Here is a 20,064-nt window from a genome sequence, read left to right on the forward strand (position 1 = left end):
CATGGACGAGGACTACGCACGAAGGCTGCGAGAATGGCTGCGCGCGGAACCGGGGGCAACCCCTCGCCAGGCCGCGGAGGAGCGCGAGTGGCTGCGGGAGATTCCACAGCCCGGTTCCGCCGGGGATGAACGGGGACGGCCGCCGGGGGAGCGGCTCCCGGCACCCGAGCCCGCCCCGGAGGAAACCTGGTCGGTCCGCGGGCAACTCCCTGCCGCACACCCCGCCACCGCCGACGACGAGTGGATCTGCCCGGTGATCGCCCTCCCGGTCCCACGCCCCTCCCGGGAAAACGGCTGCCGCATGAGCGAAGCCGAGGCCCGCAGCCGGTGGAACCACCCGTCCAACCGGGACCGCCGCGCCGAGCCGGTGGGCGAGCACAGCATGAGCGAAGCCGAGGCCCGCAGCCGCTGGAACCACCCGACGAACTGGCACCGGCGCCGCCGCGAAGCCGGCCAACCCGAAGCCGGCCGGCAGCGGCGAGACCAGCCCGGGAGCCGGTGAATGGGCTGGAACAACCCGCCTGTCCGGTGGAAGGACCTCGCCCGCACCCTCGCGGGCGGCGACCTGCCGCCCGGCGACCACGGTGACAGTCCCGCCTGGGGCCGTCACCGCGAGGGCTACCGGCGGCCCGAAGACCTCCCCGCGCGCGGCACCGACGACGGCGGCGAAGCCGTCCGCGTGCCCTACGCCGAGCTGCACTGCCACTCCAACTTCAGCTTCCTCGACGGTGCCAGCCATCCCGAAGAACTCGTCGAAGAGGCCGCGCGCCTCAAGCTGGACGCCATCGCTCTCACCGACCACGACGGCATGTACGGCGTCGTGCGCTTCGCCGAGGCCGCCCGGGAACTCGGCGTCAACACCGTGTTCGGCACCGAACTCAGCTTCGGCCTGAAGAACCCGCAAAACGGCGTCGCCGACCCCGAAGGCGAACACCTTCTCCTGCTGGCCCGCGGCGACCAGGGCTACCGGGCCCTCTGCCGCGCCATCACCGCCGGCCAGATCCACGAACAGGCCGAGAAGGGCAAGCCGATCTACGACCTCGGTGCGGTCGCCGAGGAGGTCGCCGGGCAGTGCGTGGTGCTGACCGGGTGCCGCAAAGGCGCGGTGCGCTCGGCGCTCGTCACGCACGGCCCGGCGGCCGCCGCCGAAAAGCTGGCAGAACTCGTCGGCCTGTTCGGCCACGACCACGTCTACGTCGAGCTCACCGACCACCGGCAGCCGCTCGACAGCACCCACAACGACCTCCTCACGCGGGTCGCCGAAGACCTGAACCTGCCGACCGTCGCCACCACCGCCGCGCACTACGCCCGGCCCGAACGTGCCCCGCTGGCCGACGCGCTCGCCGCCATCCGCGCGCGCCGCGGGATCGACGAGCTCGAAGGCTGGCTCCCCGCCGCCGGGACGGCGTTCCTGCGCAGCGGCGCCGAAATGGACGTCCTGTTCCGGCGGTATCCCGGCGCGGTCCGCCGCGCCGCCCTCCTCGGCATGGAATGCGCGTTCCCGCTCAAGCTGATCGCGCCGAAGCTGCCCCCGTTCGACGTCCCCGCGGGCGACACCGAGACGACCTACCTGCGAAAGTTGACCTGGGAGGGCGCAGAGGAACGCTTCGGCGGCAAGGACCACGAGGAGAAAGCCAGGGCGCAGATCAAGCACGAACTGGCGATCATCGAGGAGCTCGGCTTCCCCGGGTACTTCCTGATCGTCTGGGACATCGTGCGGTTCTGCAACGAGCACAACATCCTCTGCCAGGGCCGCGGCTCGGCCGCGAACTCGGCCGTCTGCTACGCGCTCGGCATCACGAAGGTCGACTCGGTGGCCAACAAGCTGCTCTTCGAACGCTTCCTCGCCCCCGATCGCGACGGCTATCCCGACATCGACCTCGACATCGAATCCGATCGCCGCGAGGAGGCCATCCAGTACGTCTTCGAGAAACACGGACGTCTGCGCACCGCCCAGGTGGCGAACGTGATCACCTACCGCGCCCGGTCCGCCGTCCGCGACGCCGCGAGAGCACTGGGCTACTCACCGGGCCAGCAGGACGCCTGGAGCAAGCAGATCGACCGCTGGGGTTCGTTGCGCAGCACCGAAAAGGACCACGACCACGACATCCCGGACGAGGTCGTGCACCTCGCGTTCGCGCTGGAGGACTTCCCGCGGCACCTGGGCATCCATTCCGGCGGCATGGTCATGTGCCACGAGCCGGTGAGCCAGGTCGTGCCGGTCGAGTGGGCGCGCATGGCCGATCGCAGTGTGATCCAGTGGGAGAAGGAGGACTGCGCCGCCGCCGGGCTCGTCAAGTTCGACCTGCTGGGCCTCGGCATGCTTTCGGCGCTGCACTACATGCTCGACCTCGTCCGGGACCACAAGGGCGAGAGCGTCGACTTGGCCGAGCTGGACCTCGCCGACGAGAACATCTACGACATGCTGTGCCGCGCCGACGCGATCGGCGTGTTCCAAGTGGAGAGCCGGGCGCAGCTGGCGACCCTGCCGCGCCTCAAGCCCCAGAAGTTCTACGACCTCGCCGTCGAAGTCGCCTTGATCCGGCCCGGGCCGATCCAGGGCGGCTCGGTGCACCCGTACATCCGCCGCAAGCAGGGGATCGAGGAGTGGGACTACGACCACCCGCTGCTGGCGACGGCCCTGGAAAAGACCCTCGGCGTGCCGCTGTTCCAGGAGCAGATGATGCAGATCGCCTTGGACGTCGCGAACTTCACCGCCGCCGAAGCCGACCAGCTGCGGCACGCGATGGGCTCCAAGCGGTCCGACCGCAGGATGGACCGGCTGCGGCAGCGGTTCCTCGATGGCGCCGTCGCGAACGGCGTCGGCGAGGAACTCGCGCAGAAGATCTTCCTGAAACTCAAGGCTTTCGCGAATTTCGGCTTCCCCGAGAGCCACGCGCTGAGCTTCGCGCACCTGGTCTTTTCCAGTGCCTACTTCAAGTTCTACCACCCGGACGCGTTCCTGGCGGGCCTGCTGCGCGCGCAGCCGATGGGGTTCTACTCACCGCAGTCGCTGGTCGCCGACGCGCGGCGCCACGGCGTCACCGTGCACGGCCCGGACATCAACCACAGCCTGCCGCACGCCACCCTGGAACCGGGCACCGGGAAGTACCACGACGTGCGCACCGGGCTGAGCACCGTGCGGAGAATCGGCGAAGACGTCGCGAAGCGGATCGTGGCCGAGCGGGACGAACACGGCGACTACACCGACATGGCCGACGTCGCCCGCCGCGTGCGGCTGACCACCCCGCAGATCGAAGCGCTGGCCACCGCCGGTGCGTTCGCCGGCTTCGGCGGCGACCGCCGCCAGGCGCTGTGGACCGCCGGCGCGGTCGCCGGGGAACGCGCGGAGAAGCTGCCCGGCCTGGTCGGCGGGCCGGCGCCGGTGCTGCCCGGGATGGACGGCCTCGACGTCGCGGCCGCGGACGTCTGGGCGACGGGCGTGTCGCCGGGCAGCTACCCGACCGAGTTCATCCGAGACCGCCTCGACGAGCTGGGTGTCGTCCCGGCGAGCCGCCTGGGCGACCTCGACGACGGCGCGCGCGTGCTGATCGGCGGCGCCGTCACGCACCGGCAGCGCCCCGCCACCGCCGGCGGGGTCACCTTCCTCAACATCGAGGACGAGACGGGGATGGTGAACGTGATCTGCACGCTCGGCCTGTGGCAGCGCTACCATCGCGTCGCGCGCGCCAGCCCGGCGTTGCTGGTCCGCGGGGTGGTGGAGAAGGCCGACGGCGTGGTCAGCGTGCTCGCCGACCGCGTCGAGGCGCTGCCGACGCGGATCAAGGCGAAGTCGCGGGACTTCCGGTGACTCAGGGCCGCCGGACGATCGTGACGATCTCCGGGCTGGTCTCCATCACCGGGGTGCGGTCCCAGTAGCCGTACTGCTCGTCGACCACCAGCCCGGCTTCCGCGACGAACTCGTTCAGCGACGGGACGTCGAGGAACCGCAAGGTGCTTTCGCTGAACCGCGGCGCGTCCCAGCCCGGGCTTTCGAACGTCGTCTTGAAGGTGACGTACCCGTCCTCGAACGGCCCCGCGTCGTTCCACGACCGGACCTCTCCGGCTTCCCAGACGTTCGAAGGTGTCCAGCGCTCCCAGGCGCGCGCTGCGGGGTTGCGCGTGTCGAAGCCGAACCGGCCGCCGGGACGCAACGCGCGCCGGATCGCCGCGAACGCCGTCCGCAGCTCGTCGTCGGTCAGCAACGTTTGGAACGCGTGCCCGGTCATCACGGCGAAGTCGAACTCGCTGTCCCAGGCCGCGGTCGACAAATCCCCGAGGACCCACTCGACGTCGTCGCGGCGGCGTGCCTGGGTGAGCATGCCTTCGGCCGGGTCGAGGCCGACGAGCCGTCCGGTGTGGCCGGATTCCCGCGCCCAGTGCAGCAGCGACCCGGTGCCGCAGCCGACGTCCAGCACCGACTCGGCCGCCATGATCATGGGGAAGTAGAACTCGTAGTCGCCGCTGCTCTCCCGCGGGTTGAAGGCGTCGTACAGCGAGGCGAGTTCGTGGTCGGCATAGGCGTGGTCGGGCATCCCGTCACCGTAATGATCTCCACGCGAAGCCTCATCCGGTTTTCGCAGCGGTCAGGGACTGGCCTATTTCGGCCATAGCGTCGGGCGCGACGAACCCAGGAGGAACCATGGTCAACCCCGTTCCCGACGGCTACACGACGGTCACCCCGTGGATCATCGGCCGCGACACCGCCGGCCTGATCGACTTCCTGAAGCGCGCCTTCGACGCCGAAGAACTCGGCCGGGTGGTCGGGGAAGACGGGAAGATCGGTCACGCGGAGGTGCGCGTCGGCGACGCGGTCGTGATGGCGTTCGACTCTCCGGACGGCTGGGCCGAAACCCCGGCCTTCCTGCGGCTTTACGTGCCGGACAGCGAGGAGACCCAGCGCCGCGCGATCGAGGCGGGCGCCACCGAGGTGACGCGGCAGACGGTGCTGTTCTTCGGCGACCGCGTCGGCCGGGTGCGCGATCCCTTCGGCAACCTCTGGTGGATCCAGACGCGGCTGGAGGACCTGGACGAAGCCGAGATGACGCGTCGCGCGCAGTTGCCCGAGTACGTCCAGGCGATGAACTACGTCCAGGGCGCGAAGCCCTAGTCGCGGGTGTGGCACCCTGGGGCCGTGCTGGAGACCGGGGAGGACTACCGCGAAGCGGTGTTGTCCGGGCAGTGGTGGGAAAAACGCCGGTTCACCGGCTGCGACTTCACCGGGGCGGACCTGAGCGGGCTGCGGACGCGCGGCTGCACCTTCGACGACTGCGTGTTCAGCCGGGCCGACCTGTCGCGCTCGCGGCACGACGCGTCGGCGTTCCGTTCCTGCACCTTCGACCGGACGGTGCTGGTGGAAAGCCGCTGGACGGCGTGTTCGCTGCTGGGCTCGTCGTTCGGTGACAGCGGGTTCGGCGGGATCGCGCTCACCGAGTGCGATCTTTCCCTGGCGTCGCTGGCGAAGGCGCGGCTGCGCCGGCTCGGGCTGTCCGGCTTGCGGCTGCGGGAAGCCAACCTGACCGAAGCCGACCTCACCGGCGCCGACCTGCGCGGCAGCGACCTGACCGGCGCCCGCCTGCAGGGCGCGAAGTTCGAGGGCGCCGACCTGCGTGGCGCGCGCCTCGACGCGAACGCCCTGGTCCAGGCCGACCTGCGGGGTGCCGAGGTCGACGTCGAGACGGCGATCGCCTTCGCCGCCGCCCACGGCCTCGTCGTCCGCTGAAAACGGAAAACCGGCGGCCGCAGCCACCGGTTTTCCGCGAGCGCGTCAGTCGACCGGGGGCTCGCCCGGGTCGAGTTCGATCAGGTCGCCCTCGGCGAGCAGCTCCTCGATCGACGCCGGCAGCAGGTACGCCGACCCGCCGCCCGGCTGGTTGAACCACGGGATCGCGACCCCGGCCAGCGCCTCCAGGGGCCGTTGCACCCGGTAGACGTGGTACGGGCGGTTCACCCACTCGGGCACCAGGGACCGCTCGGCGAACGGCGTGCCCGCCGCGTACGTCAGGTTGCCGCTCGGACCGCCGAAGCGGTCCAGCTCGCTGCCCGCGGGCAGCTCGCGCAGCTCCTTGCCGCGGAACAGCGTCAGCGGCGGCTCTCCGGCCATCGGCGCGATCGGCCACTGCTGCTGGCCACCGCCACCCCCGCCGTTGACGGCCGGGCGAACCGGTTCCTCCCGGCGCGGCGGCACGGGCGGAGCCGGCGGAGGAGCCTGCGGCGGCACCGGGGCCAGGACGGTCGGGGCGGCCTGCGGCGGCTCACGCCGTGGCGGGGCCGGCGGGGCGGGCGGCGGTCCGGCCTGCTGCCGGTCGACCGGCAGCGGCCCGGCCGGGACCGGGGCGGGCTGGCGCGGCGGGGCCGGCGGCTCGTCGTCCTCGAGGTCGCCGAACAGCTCCTCGGCGCTGGTGAACGCCGTCTGCTCCTGGGCGGGCACCGGGTCGGGCTTGCGGACCGGGTACGACCCGGTCGCGATCTCGGGCGACACCGTCGCGACGACCCGCTGCGGCACCGGTTCCGGCTCGGGCTCGGGCTCGGGTTCCGGCTCCGGCGCGGGCGGCTCCTCGGCGGGCACGTGGCCGTCCGGGTGCAGCAGCAGCTTGCCGAGCATGAACGCGGCCGCGTCTTCGGCGTCGCCGAACACGGCGGGGTTGCTGAGCTTGCCGTCGTACCAGCCGACGCGCCAGCCGTCCTCGACCTGCTCGACGCTCCACCCGTGCTCGGCGGGTTCGCCCAGCTTGTAGCCGCTTTCGGGCACGTCGAGCTCGTCCAGCTTGGCCTGGAGCCCGGCGAGCACCGGGTGGTCCGGGGTTTCGCGGCGCAGCGCCCGGCGGCCGGACCGCGGAGCCTGCTGCGGCGGCGCGGGCGGCTCCGCCTGGGCGGCGGGCTGCGGGACGACCGGCTCGGGCACCGGCAGCACACCGGGCACCTCGGGCTGGGTGATCATGGTCGGCGGGCCCGGGTCGAACGCGGGCTGCTCCTCCCGCCGGGGCGGCTGGAAGGCGTGCTCGTCGTCGTGCCGCTGCCCCGGGTCGAACGGAGGTTGTTCTTCGCGCCGCGGGGGTTGGAAGGCGTGGTCGTCGTGTCGCTGGCCGGAGTCGAACGACGGCTGTTCCTCGTGCCGGGGTGGCTGGAAGGCGTGGTCGTCTTCGTGTCGCTGGCCGGGGTCGAACGGGGGCTGTTCTTCGTGCCGGGGTGGCTGGAAGGCGTGGTCGTCTTCGTGTCGCTGGCCGGGGTCGAACGGGGGCTGTTCTTCGTGCCGGGGTGGCTGGAAGGCTCGGTCGTCTTCGAGCGGCTGACCGGAGTCGAACGCGGCGTGCGCCGCCTCCTCGTCGCGCGGATCGGCGTCGAACGCCGCCGGCTCGTCCGCTTCTTCCTCGTGCCGGGACTCGAACCCGGCCTGCGCCGGCTCGGCCGCCTGGAAGCCGTGGGACGGGGTGTCGTCCCGGGGCGGCTGGAACGCCGCGTGCTCGTCGTCCGGCCGGGCCGCGAAGGACTCGCCGTCGCGCGGCGCCTCCTCCTCGTGCCCGATCGGCTGGTCGGGCACGTACTCCGCGGTCTCGTCGAGGTCGGGCACCCGGCCCGGCTCCGGCGACGTGCCGTTCGAGCCTGCGGCGTGCTCGGGGTGCTCGTACTGCTCGCCGTAGGAGTCCTCCTCGGCGAAGCGGTCGTCGAACTCCTGGTCGTCGTAGCGCTCTTCGGCGTATTCGTGCTCTTCGGCCGCGGCTTCCGGCTCGGGGGCGTGCGCCGCGTGCGGCGGCTCCGCCGGGGCGGGTGGCTCCTCCTTCTGCGGCAGGTGCGGCGGCGGCGCTTGCGGCGGTTGCTGCGGCGGCGCGGCGGGCGGGACCGGGGCGGCCATGACGGGCGGCGGGCCCGCGGGGGCCTGCTGCTGCGGGGGCATGCCCGGCGGCGGCCCCTGGGGCGGCATGCCCTGCGGCGGGGGACCCTGAGGCGGCGGCCCGGCCGGGCGCTGCTGAGGCGGCGGCTGGCTGCCCCGCGTCAGGTACGCGGCGGCGGCCTGCAGCGTCGGCTCGTCGACCGCCGGCAGCTTGAAGCCGACCGCGCGGACGTGCTCGACGAGGTCCGGTTCGGGCGAAACGCCGTACTTGTGCAGGTAGAAGTTGACGGCGGCGGGCCAGATCCACTGGCCGTCGCTGTGGAAGGCGACCGGGACGGTGGCCTCCGGCGCCGCGGCGAGGCGGTCGATGTCGTAGCCGCGCTCGGGCACCACCAGCGGCGCGTGCTCCAGGTACTCCAGCAGGCGGTCCTGCTCGTCGACCTCGAGGTCGGGCCGGTTGATCACCGGACGGCCGGCCGGGCCGACGGTGTCGAAGATCCGGGCGATCCGGAAGTGCGGGCCCGGCTGCTCCGGGCCGAGCCCGGACATCCGGCGGATCAGCCATTCGGGGACGTTCTCCTCGGTGCGCGGGAACATCCGCAGCTCGTCGGAGTAGGCCTGCGGCGGCGGCGCGAGGTTCCACACCGGTTCGTCCCGGTTGTACTCGAGGTTGTAGCTGGACGGGTGGTCCAGCTGGTACCGCGCGTTGAACCAGGTGCCGCGGCCGTCGCGGTACATGCCCCCGCGCAGCCTGCCGAAGAGGGTGGCGATGTCGTGGGTGGCGAGCCACTCGTGCACCGTGCCGTCCTCGGTGACGATCTCGCCGGTCAGCTCGTGGTACCTGCCGACGGCTCGGTACTCCGCGGTGACCTTGCGCCAGTCGCGCGGGGCGGCACGGAGCAGGGCAAGTCCGATCTGCTTGACCAGGGTGTCCTGCTCGGTCGCGTTCAGCTGCGTCGTCGGTTGTGCCACCCGCACATTTTGACTGCTCGCGCGCGCGAGTGCACCCCGCATGTGGGTTTTGCCGCCCGGTTACCCGGCGGCACACGGTCTGACCTCGCGCGATGCGACATGTCATAGATCACAGCTTGATCGCGGCCGGTGTCGCGAATGGACCGTCTGGGGTAGTGAGCACTCTACGCGCTGCGACCGGTCACGCCTGGAAGCGACGCGCGGGGGTCGCTTTGCCAGAATGGGGCCCGTGACGGCGAAGATTCTCGACGGCAAAGCCACCAAGAACGCCATTTTCGCGGAGCTCGAGCCCCGCGTCGCGGCACTGGCCGCGAAGGGGGTGACGCCGGGCCTGGGCACGGTCCTGGTCGGCGACGACCCGGGCTCGCACTCGTACGTGCGGATGAAGCACGCCGACAGCGCGAAGATCGGGATCAACTCGATCCGCCGCGACCTGCCGGCCGACATCAGCCAGGAGAAGCTCGAAGCCGTCATCGACGAGCTGAACGCCGACCCGGCGTGCCACGGCTACCTCGTGCAGCTGCCGCTGCCGAAGCACCTGGACGCGAACCGCGTGCTGGAGCGGATCGACCCGGAGAAGGACGCCGACGGCCTCGCGCCGGTCAGCCTCGGCCGGCTCGTGCTCGGCAGGCAGGGCGCGCTGCCCTGCACGCCGTACGGGATCATCGAGCTGCTCAAGCGCCACGGCGTGGAGCTGAACGGCGCGCGCGTCACCGTGGTCGGCCGCGGCATCACCGTCGGCCGGACGCTCGGCCTGCTGCTGACCCGCCGCAGCGAGAACGCCACCGTGACGCTGTGCCACACCGGCACCCGCGACCTCGCCGCCGAGGTCCGCCGCGCCGACATCGTGGTCGCCGCGGCCGGGGTGCCCGGGATCATCACGCCGGACATGGTCGCCCCGGGCGCGGCGGTGCTCGACGTCGGCGTGTCCCACGTGGACGGCAAGCTGACCGGCGACGTCCACCCGGGAGTGTCCGACGTGGCCGGCTGGATCTCGCCGAACCCGGGCGGAGTCGGTCCGATGACGCGGGCGATGCTCGTCAGCAACGTCGTCGAGGCGGCGGAACGCTCGGTTCAAGGCTGATGACCATGACCGAGGACCGGCGGGACATCGGCGACCGCCGGAGCAGGCAGGGCCGGTTCACCCAGCTGCCGTTCGCGGTGGTGCTGCTGGTGGTGGCCGTCGCGGCGCTGCGGATCTTCCAGTACCACTGGCGGGAGGGCGCGGCGCTGATCGGCGCCGCGCTCCTCCTCGCCGCGGTGCTGCGGGCGGTGCTGCCGACGGCCAGGGCGGGCTTGCTCGCGATCCGCGGCAAGGTCGTGGACATCGTGACGTACGCCGGCCTCGCGGCGGCGGTGCTCTACGTGGCCCTGACGATCATCGGCGGCCCGCTCAGCTCCTCTTAGGACGCCATCGCCAGCTCACGCCGTTCGGCGCGGGCTTCGCGGCGGTCCAAAGTGCCCGAAACGACGGCCAGCGTCAGGCCGAAGACGGCGAGGAGGGCGCCGACCCAGTTGGGGGCGAGCAGGCCGAGGCCGCCGGCGATCACCAGGCCGCCGAGGTACGCGCCGATCGAGTTGGCGATGTTGAACGCGGACTGGACGGCGGCCGACACCAGGGACGGAGTGCCGCCCGCCTTCTCCATGATCCGCGCCTGCATCATCGGGCCGATCATGAACCCGGCGACGCCGACGAAGAAGATCGTGATCGCCGCACCGATCTTGCCCTGCGCGGTGATCGTGAAGATGCCCAGCACGGACGCCAGCGCCAGCAGGGCGATGTAGAGGCTCGGCATCAGCGCGCGGTCGGCCAGCCGGCCGCCGAGCAGGTTGCCGATCGTCATGCCGACGCCGGCCAGCGACAGCAGCAGCGTGACGTTCGACGGCGAGTAGCCGGCGACGTCCGTCAGCATCGGCGTGATGTAGGACAGGCAAGCGAACACGCCGCCGAGCCCGAAGGTGACGATCGCCAGCGCCAGGTGCACCTGCGGCCGCTTGAACGCGCCGAGCTCGGTGCGCAGCGACGCTTCGGCGGGCCGGCCCTGGTGCGGGACGAGCTTCGCGATGGCCGCGATGGCCACCAGGCCGATCAGGGCGACGACGCCGAAGGTGGCGCGCCAGCCGACCTGCTGGCCGAGCAGCGTGCCCAGCGGCACGCCGATGACGTTCGCCAGGGTCAGGCCGAGGAACATCAGCGACACGGCCTTGGCGCGTTCGCCCTGGCCGACGAGGCTGGAGGCGACGACCGCGCCGGCGCCGAAGAACGCGCCGTGGGGCAGGCCGGCCAGGAAGCGGAACGCGACGCCGAACTCCTGGTTCGGCGAGAGCGCGAAGAGGGCGTTGCCCAGCGTGAACAGGCCCATCATGGCCAGCAGCATGGTCTTGCGCGGCAGCCGGACGGCGACCGCGGTGAGCAGGGGGGCGCCGACGACGACGCCGAGGGCGTAGGCGGAGATGAGGTGGCCGGCGGTCGGGATGTCGACGCCGAAGTCGGCGGCCGCCTGGGGCAGCACGCCCATCATGACGAACTCGGTGGTCCCGATGCCGAAAGCTCCGATGGCGAGCGCGAGCAGCGCGACGGGCACGGCACTCCTTCCAGGGTGGGTAAACGATTACCGAGCCGATCTCTGGATCGGTTCAGTGGGAGGGCATAAATAAAGACAGCCGATCGGCCCCAGCGCCGTGAGCTGCCTACGCACAGTCCAACAAGCGAGGGGGCCCGTTGTCATCCCGATATCGGGTGACGATCCACACCGTAACGCGGTGATCAGCGCGGAGCGGCCAGGACGCCGTCCAGCAGCCCCGGGAAGAGCGCGTCGAGATCCTTGCGGCGCAACGAGTTGAACCGGGTCGTGCCCTGCTGGCGGCCGGCGACGACCCCGGCCTGGCGCAGGATCGCGAGGTGGTGGGTGAGTGTGGATTTCGTCACCGGCACGGCCAGTGCGCTGCAGGCGATTTCGAGGTCCGAGGACGCGAGCTGCCGGACGATCGCCAGCCGCACCGGGTCGGCCAGTGCGCGCAGCACCCCTTCGACGGTGATCTCGTCGCGCTCCGGGTAGGCGAGCGGGGGCACGGTGTCGGACTTGGCCATATGGTGATTGTACGACGGCGGTCGAAATTGTGGGGCGGGCCGTAGTACGGTGGCTGTCGAACTACGACGTTCATCGAACCAACCGCCTGCTTCGCTTGGGGGCCCAGCCCATGTCCGCACCTGCTCCGTCGAGGATCTCGGTCCTCGCCTTCGGCGCCTTCGGCGTCGGGACCAGCGGTTACATCGTCGCCGGGCTGCTGCCCGCGCTGACCGGTGAGCTGCACGTCTCGGCCACCGCCGCGGCCCAGCTCGTGACCGCCTTCGCCATCGCGTACGCCATCGGCTCGCCGGTGTTCGCCGCCGCCACCGGCACCTGGGAACGCCGGACGCTGCTGGTCGCCGCGCTCGCCGTCACCGGCGCCGGCAACCTGTTCGCCGCGCTCGCGCCCGGCTACGGCTCGTTGCTGGTGGCCCGGGTGATGACCGCGGTCGGCGCCGCGGTGTTCACCCCGGCGGCGAGCGCCGTGGCGGCCGAGCTGACCGTCCCCGAACGCCGGGGCCGCGCCGTCGCGCTGGTGTTCGGCGGCCTGACGGTCGCGCTCATCTTCGGCGTCCCGCTCGGCAGCCTCATCTCGCAGCACCTCGGCTACCGGACGGCGTTCGCGCTGGTCGCCGCGTTCTCGCTGGCGAGCGCGCTGGCCGTGCGGCTCGCGTTGCCCGCGGTCGCCGCACCGCCGCGGGTGGGGCTGGCCGAGCGGTTCGCCGCGGGCCGCGACCCCCGGGTGCTCGTCATGCTGGCCACGACGGTGCTCGCCTGCCTGGCCGCGTTCATGGTCTACACGTTCGTCTCACCGCTGCTGGCCGCGACCGCGGGCGTGCACGGAACGACCGTGACGGTGCTGCTCTTCTGCTACGGCGTCGGCGGCGCGGTCGGCAACTTCGCGGGCGGCCGGGCGACCGACCGCTGGGGCTCGCGGGCGCCGCTGCTGGTGGTCACCGTGGCGATCACCGCCGTGATGGCGTTGCTGCCGCTGACGACGGTGACGCCGGTCGCGGCCGGGATCTCGCTGTTCGTGTGGGGCCTGGCGACGTGGTCGTTCAACCCGCCGGTGCAGCACCGCCTGATCGAGCTGTCGCCGGGCCACGCCGGCCTGGTGCTCTCCCTCAACGCGTCCGCGATCTACCTCGGCGTCGGCCTGTCCGGCGTGGTCGGCGGCGCGGTGCTGTCGGGTGGCGGGCCGCTGCTGCTGCCCGAGGTCGCGGCCGCGCTGACCCTCGTCGCCCTGCTGCTGGTGGGCGTGGCGTGGGGGCGCGTCCGCGAGCCCCGGGAACAGGTCGCGGTCTAGTCGGCGTGGGTCTGGACCTCGCAGTCGGGCCCGGGATAGACGAGTCCTTCGTGCCCGTCGGCGAACCGCACCAGGTAGGGCGGCGCGCCGTCGGGCCCGCGGACCTCGAGGATCTCGCCGCGCTGCTCGGCCGAGCCGACCGTCCGGCCGTGCACCTGGATCTCGTCTCCTACTCCTGCGTGCATGGGCTTCACCTCCGTGTCCAGGGTAGGAGCGGGAACCGGGTCCGTGGACCCCGCGAACGGGTTGGACTTCCGGTCTCCGGTAAGAAGGTCGTTTCATGGGGGAAACGAGGCCCGGGCGGACGGTCGGCCGTGCCGTCACGGAGAACGCGTCATGGTGCGATCTGGTGTGCGGCGGGGAGTTCGGCCCGCGGGCGTGGACGAGCCCGCGCCGCACCCCGGAGTACTACCCGGACGCGGTGACGCTGACCCCGGACGCCACCGCCGCCGACATCCTCCCGTTCGTCGATGACGCCGCAGGGTGCTCGGTGAAGGACAGCTTCGCGACCCTGGACCTGCCGGGGTTCTCGGTCCTGTTCGAAGCGACGTGGATCGAGTGCGGCCCGGGCGTCCCCGAGCCGGGCTGGCGGCGGGTGGCCGGCCACGGCTTCCCGGCCGACGACTCGGTAGCGGTGCTGTCCCGCGGCCCGGCGACGGTCGTCGCCCACCGCGGCGACGGCGTGGTGGGGCTGTCCAACTTCTCGGGGCCGGACGCGGCCTGGCCCGGCGCGGTGGCGGCAGTGGCCTCGGCGTTCCCGGGCGTCCCGGTGGTCGGCTACGAACACGGCGACGCGCTGCGGGTCGCGCTGGACCACGGCGCGCGGTCGCTGGGCCCGCTGCGCGTCTGGGTGCGTTAGCCCGACTTGGCCGCGGCCTTGGCGGCCTTCTTGAAGGCGCGCACCTCGGCGAGGGTTTCGGCGCTCGTGACGTCGGCGATCGACCGGCGCGAGCCGCGGTCGCCGTACGCGCCGGCCGCCTCGCGCCAGCCCTTCGGCTGGATGCCGCGCTGCTTTCCCAGCAGGGCCAGGAAGATCTTGGCCTTCTGCTCGCCGAACCCGGGCAGCGCCCGCAGCCGCTTCAGGACTTCCGGGCCGTCGGGTTTCGGGCGCCCGTCGAGCCAGATGCCTTCCGTGCGGCCGTCGTAGTTCTCGATGATGTGCTGCGCGAGCGCGTGGACGCGGCGGGCCATCGAACCGCCGTAGCGGTGGATCGCCGGCGGCACCACGCACATCTCGACGAACGCCTCGACGTCGGTCGCGGCGATCTTCGCGAGGGAGAAGCCGTCCATCCGGTCGGCGATCTTCCGCGGGCCGGCGAACGCGTGCTCCATGGGGAACTGCTGGTCCAGGAGCATCCCGACGAGCAGGGCGAACGGGTCGTCGTTCAGCAGCCGGTCGGCCGCCGGGTCGCCGGTCAGGTGCAGTTCGCGCAGCATGCCGTCATCTTGACACAGCTTCCCGTTCCGGCAGGTGGGCGACGACCAGCGCGACGGTCGCGATGAGGAAGTTCTGCAGCGCCGGCTGCAGGCCGTTCCACTTCTCCGACTGCCACATCTGGAACCACTCGCCGCCGATGGCGAGGAAGCCGACGCCGAACAGCAGGACCCACATCACCCAGCCGAGTGTCGAGAGGCGCCGGGCCGTCGCGTCCTTCGCCCGGATCCACTGGACCAGCGCCGCGATCAGCACCAGCGCGGTCAGCGTCTCCCACGCGATGATCACCACGTACGCGGTGTCCTGCAGACCCGGGCTGGTGATCGCGCGCCACATCATGTCCGGCGAGCGGAACGTCGTGTCCATCGCGAGCACGTGCTGGACGAACGCCTGGTTGGTGCCGAAGTCGGTGATGTTGCCGAACGCGATGAGCGTCATCTGGAGTGCGGTCATGGCGGTGAGGACGACGACCGCGAACCGCGGGCCGCCGATCCTGGCGAGGAACCCCATATCCGGATCGTAACGACGTCGTCACCGGGTTTTCGCGTACCGGGACGGCGTCGTGCCGAGGTACCGCTTGAAGTGCCGGGTCAGGTGGGCTTGGTCGGTGAACCCGGCCGTGGCGGCGACCTCGGCCGCCGGGGCGCCGTCGAGCAGCAGGCGGCGGGCGCGATCGACGCGGCGGCCGGTCAGGTAGCGGTGCGGCGGCAGGCCGAACCGCGCCCCGAAGCAGCGGACGAGGTACGCGGGGTGCGCGCCGAGCTTCTCACCGGCTTCGGCCAGCGTCAGCCCGACCGGCAGGCGCTCGTCCAGCAGATCCCGGAGGTCGTCGGCGAGGCCGCGCTTCGGTTCGTGCGACGACGGCTTTCCCAGGTGGGTGCGCAGCCGGTCGGCGACCAGGACCAGGCGGCTCTCGGCCTCCAGCGCGTCGCCGGGGTGGACCAGGGACTCGTGGAGCTGGTGGATCCGGGTGCGCAGCAGCCCGTCGGCGACGCTCGGCTGGTCGACCGCGGCGCCGACGAGGTCTTCGCCCAGCACGGACGTGTCCAGGTACAGCACGCGCTTGCGGAAGCCGTGGCTGGTGGCGGCCCGCCCGTCGTGGGCGACGTTCGGCGGCAGCAGCGTCACGGCCGGGCCGAGCGCGCCGTGGTGGTGGCGGTCGAGGTCGTAGCGGATGACGCCGTCGTCGACGATCAGCAGCGTCCACGTGTCGTGCGTGTGGAGCGGGTAGGCGTGCGTGGTGAAGCGCGCGTGGAAGACCTCGGCGATCCCCGGGACCGCCGGCCGCCAAGCTTCCACGTGGGCCATGTCAAGAACGTACAAGACGCGCGCGCCGGGGCCGGGCGAGTCTTGCGGCATGAGTTCCTTCGACACGAAGATCGCCGTCCTGCTCCGCGACGACCTGGCGTCCTGGCAGCGGCTGAACGTCACCGCGTTCCTGGTGAGCGGGATCGCCCACGTGACGCCCGAGCTGATGGGCGAGCCGTACCTCGACGCCGACGGCACGGAGTACCTGCCGATGTTCGGCCAGCCGACCATGGTCTTCTCCGGCGACGCGGCCGTCTTGACCGCGGCCCACGCGCGGGCCCTCGGCCGCGGCCTGCGGTTTTCGATCTTCACCGACGAGCTGTTCCACACCGGCAACGACGCCGACAACCGGGCGGCGGTCCGCGCGGTGCCGGGGGAGAAGCTGGCGCTCGCGGGAATGGCGGTGCACGGGCCGAAGAACGCCGTGGACAAGATCCTCAAGGGCGCGTCGCTGCACCGCTGAGTAGAAACCCTCTGTCCCCCGGCCGGGTGGGCTGCCAGCGTGATCGGCAGTGCCGCGGAGAGCGGCCCGAAATGGGGAGGTTTCGTGAATTCACTTCGTCGTGCGTGCGTGGTCCTGTCGATGGCGGCCGGGCTGGGCTTGGCGGTCGCGCCGGTCGCTTCGGCGGACTCACCGCAGACGGTCGATTACACCTCGGAAGAGGGCGCTTGGCCGCTGCGGGGCAGCGCCCACTACGCGGGTCCGGCGGACGAGATCGCCGTCTGGGAGTACGACGGCGTGCTGAAGATCGACGTCCAGTCGGGGCTGAAGGACCTGCGCGTCGAGCTGAGCGCGCCGGCCGGGGAGACCCTGCACACCGGCACGTACACCGGCGCGCGGTTCCGCGGCCAGAGCGACCCGGCGCTGACCACGCCCGGTGTCTTCGTCTACACCCACGGCGACGTCTGCAGTGAGGCGTACGCGGACTTCACGATCGACCGGCTCGACGCCTCGGGCGTGGACCTGACGTTCGTCCAGCGCTGCGGCACCCCGGACGGGCCGGCGACCCGCGGCGAGGTCCACTTCACGCGCTGACCCTCACGGGGCCGTCGCGTGCACCAGGAAAACGCTCCGGATCCGGTCCCCGCCGTCGACGGTGAACGTCCGTGCCGACACATCGACGAAGCCGTGCGCCAGCGCCGCCGCTTCGGCTTCGTCGGTCGGGAACGTGAGGTCCTTCGGCACGAACTCGGCGAACGGCCCGGACGGCCGGAACCGCGTCCCGGACACCACCGAGAACGCCAGCCGCCCGCCCGGCTTCAGCACGCGCAGCCAGTCCGTGAACGCGACGGCACCCAGGAAGTGCAGCGAAGACGCGCACAGCACGATGTCGGCCGAGTGGTCCTCGGCCGGCATCGGCACCGCCGGCCCGACGCGCCACTCGATCCGCCCGTCCGGGTCCTGGGCCGGCGCCTTCGCTTCGGCCCGCGCGACCATCGCCGGCGACAGATCGACGGCCAGTACGCGAGCCGGCTTCAGCCGCAACGCCGCGTACGCCGCGAAGCCCGTCCCCGTGGCGACGTCCACCACGAGTTCCGGGCCGGAGGGCAGTGGCTCGACCAGCGCTTCCGCTACCGCCGCGTGGAAGGTGTCTTCGTCGTAGTGCTCGGCCGTGCTGTCGAACAGCGCTGCTCTCGAGTCGTGGTCCACGACCTCAACCTAGCCGGGCCGACCAGCGATTTTCAGCGGACGGCGGCCCGCGAAGCCCAGGTCCGCGCGGTGGTACCAGCCCAGCTCGTGGTCGCCTTCGAGCCAGCACAGCAGCACGTCGGTGCCGTCCAGCTCGGCCGGGAAGTCGACCAGCAGCGGCGCGAACCCCTTGAGCTCGGCGCCGGTGCGCTGGACGGTCGTCATCAGGTCGTCGAGGCGGGCTTGGGCGGCCTTCCACTCCGGCAGCCCGCCCAGCTCGGTGCCGCGGCCGCCGGGCCGCAGCGACGCCGCGAGCTCGGCCGCGTCGGCGCGGACGCGCACCAGTTCGTCGAGGACCGGCCGCAGCCGCGCCAGTTCGTCCTTTGCCTCCGCGACGGTGAACAGTCCCATCCGCCGATGATGCCACCGGCGGGGAGTCAGGCCTCGCGCCGCCGCCGGACCAGCGCGTTGGCCAGCCCGCTGCCGACCAGGAGGAAGCCCACGCCGAGCAGGCCGCCGATGAAGAGGAAGTCCATGACGCCGTACGCGATGTCGCTCTTCGGCATCAGGTTGACCAGCTTGAACCCCCACTCCGGCACGGCCATCGCGGCGACGCCGGGCAGCACGCCGTAGACGAGCCCGCCGAGGATCGGGCCGGCCGCCGACAGCGCCCCGAGCGCGGCGACGATCAGCAGCAGGATCGCCCCGCCGGCCAGCAGCGCGATGCCGAGCGGGTCGCGGTTGGTGCTCAGCGTCGCCTGGATCAGCTGCTGCTGGCGCAGCCCGCCCCAGCTCAGCAGGCCGAGCGCCACCGGGGTGAGCAGGAGCCCGCCCAGCGCGCTGACGAAGTGCGCGACGCCGCGGCGCGGCCGCTCGTCGAGCACGTCGGGCGTCTCTTCGTACTCTTCGTAGTCGTCTTCGTACTCGCCGTACCGATGGGTCGACATGGCCGTCACCTCCCGCATGCTGGATTCACGGGAGGCATCGTGCCTCGGTTCACTCCCCGGTGCGACGCCCGTTCGGCGAGCGGTCGTCTCGGCTCACCGGGCGGCGCCCGGTGAGCCGTGCCACAAAGTGCGGGTGGAGACTTGATGCCGACCACTACTGGAACCATCAAGCTCCGTCAAGCAGTACGCTTGTACCGCTACCGGCGAGACGTATGAAGCAACGCGAAGATCCGCGGAAGGAGCACCGCTGCTCATGGCCAAGATCAAGGTCCAGGGCACCGTCGTCGAACTCGACGGCGATGAGATGACCCGCATCATCTGGCAGTTCATCAAGGACAAGCTGATCCACCCGTACCTGGACGTGAACCTGGACTACTACGACCTGGGCATCGAGGAGCGGGACCGCACCGAGGACCAGGTCACCATCGACTCCGCGAACGCCATCAAGAAGCACGGCGTCGGGGTCAAGTGCGCCACGATCACCCCGGACGAAGCGCGCGTCGAAGAGTTCGGCCTCAAGAAGATGTGGCTGTCCCCGAACGGGACCATCCGCAACATCCTCGGCGGCGTGATCTTCCGCGAGCCGATCGTCATCCAGAACATCCCGCGGCTGGTGCCGACGTGGACGAAGCCGATCATCATCGGCCGCCACGCCCACGGCGACCAGTACAAGGCCACCAACTTCAAGGTGCCCGGCCCCGGCACGCTGACCATCAGCTTCACCCCGGAGGACGGGTCGGAGCCGATGGAGTTCCAGGTCGCGAAGTTCCCCGAGGGCGGCGGCGTCGCGATGGGGATGTACAACTACCGCAAGTCGATCGAGGACTTCGCGCGCGCGTCGCTGCAGTACGGCCTCGACCGCGGCCTGCCGGTCTACATGTCGACCAAGAACACGATCCTCAAGGCCTACGACGGCATGTTCAAGGACGTGTTCCAGGAGATCTTCGACGCCGAGTTCAAGGCCGACTTCGACGCCAAGGGCATCTCCTACGAGCACCGCCTGATCGACGACATGGTCGCCGCGGCGATGAAGTGGGAGGGCGGCTACGTCTGGGCGTGCAAGAACTACGACGGTGACGTCCAGTCCGACACGGTCGCGCAGGGCTTCGGCTCGCTCGGCCTGATGACGTCGGTGCTGCGCACGCCGGACGGCCGGACCGTCGAGGCCGAGGCCGCGCACGGCACGGTCACCCGGCACTACCGCCAGCACCAGCAGGGCAAGCCGACCTCGACGAACCCGATCGCGTCGATCTACGCCTGGACGCGCGGCCTCGAGCACCGCGGCAAGCTGGACGGCAACCAGGAGCTGATCGGCTTCGCGAACAAGCTGGAGCAGGTCGTCGTCGAGACCGTCGAGAGCGGTCAGATGACGAAGGACCTCGCGCTGCTCATCAGCAAGGACCAGCCGTGGCAGACGACCGAGGAGTTCCTCGCGACGCTGGACGACAACCTGGCGAAGAAGATCGCCCAGGGCTGAGTCCCGGTGGTGAAAGGCCCCTTCCCGGTCATCGGGAAGGGGCCCTTTCCTTCTGGGCACAGCGCGTCACCGGCGGGTGACTTCGCT

Annotated in this window: 22 protein-coding genes; 11 read left to right on the plus strand and 11 right to left on the minus strand. The window is 71.6% G+C overall.

Annotated features, from left to right (window positions below):
- The first annotated feature begins 1 nt into the window (after nucleotide 1).
- On the plus strand, nucleotides 2-502 hold the full coding sequence (locus tag AB0G28_RS02800) for a hypothetical protein (RefSeq protein ID WP_361082245.1): 501 nt from the start codon (nucleotides 2-4) through the stop codon (nucleotides 500-502).
- Nucleotides 503-3,811, plus strand: coding sequence for an error-prone DNA polymerase (locus AB0G28_RS02805; protein ID WP_361082247.1), 3,309 nt, complete (start codon nucleotides 503-505; stop codon nucleotides 3,809-3,811).
- Between the two features lies 1 nt (nucleotide 3,812).
- Here AB0G28_RS02805 and AB0G28_RS02810 read toward each other — a convergent pair whose 3' ends face one another.
- Nucleotides 3,813-4,535 carry a class I SAM-dependent methyltransferase gene (locus tag AB0G28_RS02810; RefSeq protein WP_361082249.1) on the minus strand — a complete coding sequence of 241 codons (723 nt, stop codon included), beginning with the start codon at nucleotides 4,533-4,535 and terminating at the stop codon, nucleotides 3,813-3,815.
- A 107-nt stretch (nucleotides 4,536-4,642) separates the two neighbouring features.
- On the opposite strand from AB0G28_RS02810, the gene AB0G28_RS02815 reads away from it, so the two are divergent.
- Together AB0G28_RS02815 and AB0G28_RS02820 are read left to right on the plus strand one after the other, a co-directional pair.
- Entirely contained in the window at nucleotides 4,643-5,110 is a 468-nt protein-coding gene (locus tag AB0G28_RS02815; RefSeq protein WP_361082251.1) for a VOC family protein, read from the plus strand.
- 24 nt (nucleotides 5,111-5,134) lie between these two features.
- Nucleotides 5,135-5,722, plus strand: coding sequence for a pentapeptide repeat-containing protein (locus AB0G28_RS02820; protein ID WP_361082253.1), 588 nt, complete (start codon nucleotides 5,135-5,137; stop codon nucleotides 5,720-5,722).
- A gap of 45 nt (nucleotides 5,723-5,767) precedes the next feature.
- Here AB0G28_RS02820 and AB0G28_RS02825 read toward each other — a convergent pair whose 3' ends face one another.
- Nucleotides 5,768-8,809: a glycohydrolase toxin TNT-related protein gene (locus AB0G28_RS02825; RefSeq protein ID WP_361082255.1), complete on the minus strand. Its 3,042-nt coding sequence runs from the start codon at nucleotides 8,807-8,809 to the stop codon at nucleotides 5,768-5,770.
- 223 nt (nucleotides 8,810-9,032) lie between these two features.
- Here AB0G28_RS02825 and AB0G28_RS02830 point away from each other — a divergent pair, with 223 nt between their 5' ends.
- The gene (locus AB0G28_RS02830) at nucleotides 9,033-9,887 is read left to right on the plus strand and encodes a bifunctional methylenetetrahydrofolate dehydrogenase/methenyltetrahydrofolate cyclohydrolase (protein WP_361082257.1); all 855 of its coding nucleotides are present in this window, start codon (nucleotides 9,033-9,035) and stop codon (nucleotides 9,885-9,887) included.
- A 5-nt stretch (nucleotides 9,888-9,892) separates the two neighbouring features.
- Nucleotides 9,893-10,210: a DUF3017 domain-containing protein gene (locus AB0G28_RS02835; protein WP_361082259.1), complete on the plus strand. Its 318-nt coding sequence runs from the start codon at nucleotides 9,893-9,895 to the stop codon at nucleotides 10,208-10,210.
- Here the strand turns inward: AB0G28_RS02835 and AB0G28_RS02840 are convergent.
- Entirely contained in the window at nucleotides 10,207-11,388 is a 1,182-nt protein-coding gene (locus AB0G28_RS02840; RefSeq protein WP_361082261.1) for an MFS transporter, read from the minus strand. The two genes, AB0G28_RS02835 and AB0G28_RS02840, sit on opposite strands and share 4 nt — an antisense overlap.
- A 182-nt stretch (nucleotides 11,389-11,570) precedes the next feature.
- Complete coding sequence (locus AB0G28_RS02845; protein WP_361082263.1) at nucleotides 11,571-11,894, minus strand: metalloregulator ArsR/SmtB family transcription factor; 324 nt, start codon at nucleotides 11,892-11,894, stop codon at nucleotides 11,571-11,573.
- Nucleotides 11,895-12,004: 110 nt separating this feature from the next.
- On the opposite strand from AB0G28_RS02845, the gene AB0G28_RS02850 reads away from it, so the two are divergent.
- Nucleotides 12,005-13,180, plus strand: coding sequence for an MFS transporter (locus tag AB0G28_RS02850; protein WP_361082265.1), 1,176 nt, complete (start codon nucleotides 12,005-12,007; stop codon nucleotides 13,178-13,180).
- On the opposite strand, the gene AB0G28_RS02855 is transcribed toward AB0G28_RS02850, so the two are convergent.
- Nucleotides 13,177-13,365: a DUF1918 domain-containing protein gene (locus AB0G28_RS02855; protein WP_033261422.1), complete on the minus strand. Its 189-nt coding sequence runs from the start codon at nucleotides 13,363-13,365 to the stop codon at nucleotides 13,177-13,179. The two genes, AB0G28_RS02850 and AB0G28_RS02855, sit on opposite strands and share 4 nt — an antisense overlap.
- Nucleotides 13,366-13,460: 95 nt before the next feature.
- On the opposite strand from AB0G28_RS02855, the gene AB0G28_RS02860 reads away from it, so the two are divergent.
- Nucleotides 13,461-14,039: a hypothetical protein gene (locus AB0G28_RS02860; protein WP_361082267.1), complete on the plus strand. Its 579-nt coding sequence runs from the start codon at nucleotides 13,461-13,463 to the stop codon at nucleotides 14,037-14,039.
- On the opposite strand, the gene AB0G28_RS02865 is transcribed toward AB0G28_RS02860, so the two are convergent.
- The 3 genes from AB0G28_RS02865 to AB0G28_RS02875 are packed head-to-tail and all read right to left on the minus strand — an operon-like array spanning nucleotide 14,036 to nucleotide 15,923.
- Nucleotides 14,036-14,617: an HhH-GPD-type base excision DNA repair protein gene (locus AB0G28_RS02865; protein WP_361082269.1), complete on the minus strand. Its 582-nt coding sequence runs from the start codon at nucleotides 14,615-14,617 to the stop codon at nucleotides 14,036-14,038. The two genes, AB0G28_RS02860 and AB0G28_RS02865, sit on opposite strands and share 4 nt — an antisense overlap.
- A 4-nt stretch (nucleotides 14,618-14,621) precedes the next feature.
- The gene (locus AB0G28_RS02870; protein WP_361082271.1) at nucleotides 14,622-15,125 is read right to left on the minus strand and encodes a DUF2165 domain-containing protein; all 504 of its coding nucleotides are present in this window, start codon (nucleotides 15,123-15,125) and stop codon (nucleotides 14,622-14,624) included.
- Nucleotides 15,126-15,146: 21 nt separating this feature from the next.
- Nucleotides 15,147-15,923, minus strand: a complete 777-nt coding sequence (locus AB0G28_RS02875) for an AraC family transcriptional regulator (RefSeq protein WP_361082273.1) — start codon at nucleotides 15,921-15,923, stop codon at nucleotides 15,147-15,149.
- 49 nt (nucleotides 15,924-15,972) lie between these two features.
- On the opposite strand from AB0G28_RS02875, the gene AB0G28_RS02880 reads away from it, so the two are divergent.
- Together AB0G28_RS02880 and AB0G28_RS02885 are read left to right on the plus strand one after the other, a co-directional pair.
- Nucleotides 15,973-16,386, plus strand: coding sequence for a DUF2000 domain-containing protein (locus tag AB0G28_RS02880; RefSeq protein ID WP_361082275.1), 414 nt, complete (start codon nucleotides 15,973-15,975; stop codon nucleotides 16,384-16,386).
- Between the two features lie 84 nt (nucleotides 16,387-16,470).
- Nucleotides 16,471-16,959 carry a hypothetical protein gene (locus AB0G28_RS02885; RefSeq protein WP_361082277.1) on the plus strand — a complete coding sequence of 163 codons (489 nt, stop codon included), beginning with the start codon at nucleotides 16,471-16,473 and terminating at the stop codon, nucleotides 16,957-16,959.
- 3 nt (nucleotides 16,960-16,962) lie between these two features.
- On the opposite strand, the gene AB0G28_RS02890 is transcribed toward AB0G28_RS02885, so the two are convergent.
- From AB0G28_RS02890 to AB0G28_RS02900, 3 genes are read right to left on the minus strand one after another with little or no spacing between them, the layout of a single operon-like run.
- Nucleotides 16,963-17,574: a class I SAM-dependent methyltransferase gene (locus tag AB0G28_RS02890; RefSeq protein ID WP_361082279.1), complete on the minus strand. Its 612-nt coding sequence runs from the start codon at nucleotides 17,572-17,574 to the stop codon at nucleotides 16,963-16,965.
- 9 nt (nucleotides 17,575-17,583) lie between these two features.
- Nucleotides 17,584-17,964 carry a DUF2203 domain-containing protein gene (locus AB0G28_RS02895; protein ID WP_361082280.1) on the minus strand — a complete coding sequence of 127 codons (381 nt, stop codon included), beginning with the start codon at nucleotides 17,962-17,964 and terminating at the stop codon, nucleotides 17,584-17,586.
- A gap of 26 nt (nucleotides 17,965-17,990) precedes the next feature.
- Nucleotides 17,991-18,500, minus strand: coding sequence for a hypothetical protein (locus tag AB0G28_RS02900; protein ID WP_361082282.1), 510 nt, complete (start codon nucleotides 18,498-18,500; stop codon nucleotides 17,991-17,993).
- A gap of 253 nt (nucleotides 18,501-18,753) precedes the next feature.
- Here AB0G28_RS02900 and AB0G28_RS02905 point away from each other — a divergent pair, with 253 nt between their 5' ends.
- Nucleotides 18,754-19,977, plus strand: a complete 1,224-nt coding sequence (locus AB0G28_RS02905; RefSeq protein ID WP_361082283.1) for an NADP-dependent isocitrate dehydrogenase — start codon at nucleotides 18,754-18,756, stop codon at nucleotides 19,975-19,977.
- Nucleotides 19,978-20,064: the final 87 nt, after the last annotated feature.

The sequence above is a fragment of the Amycolatopsis sp. NPDC021455 genome, assembly GCF_040640995.1.
Classification (GTDB): domain Bacteria; phylum Actinomycetota; class Actinomycetes; order Mycobacteriales; family Pseudonocardiaceae; genus Amycolatopsis.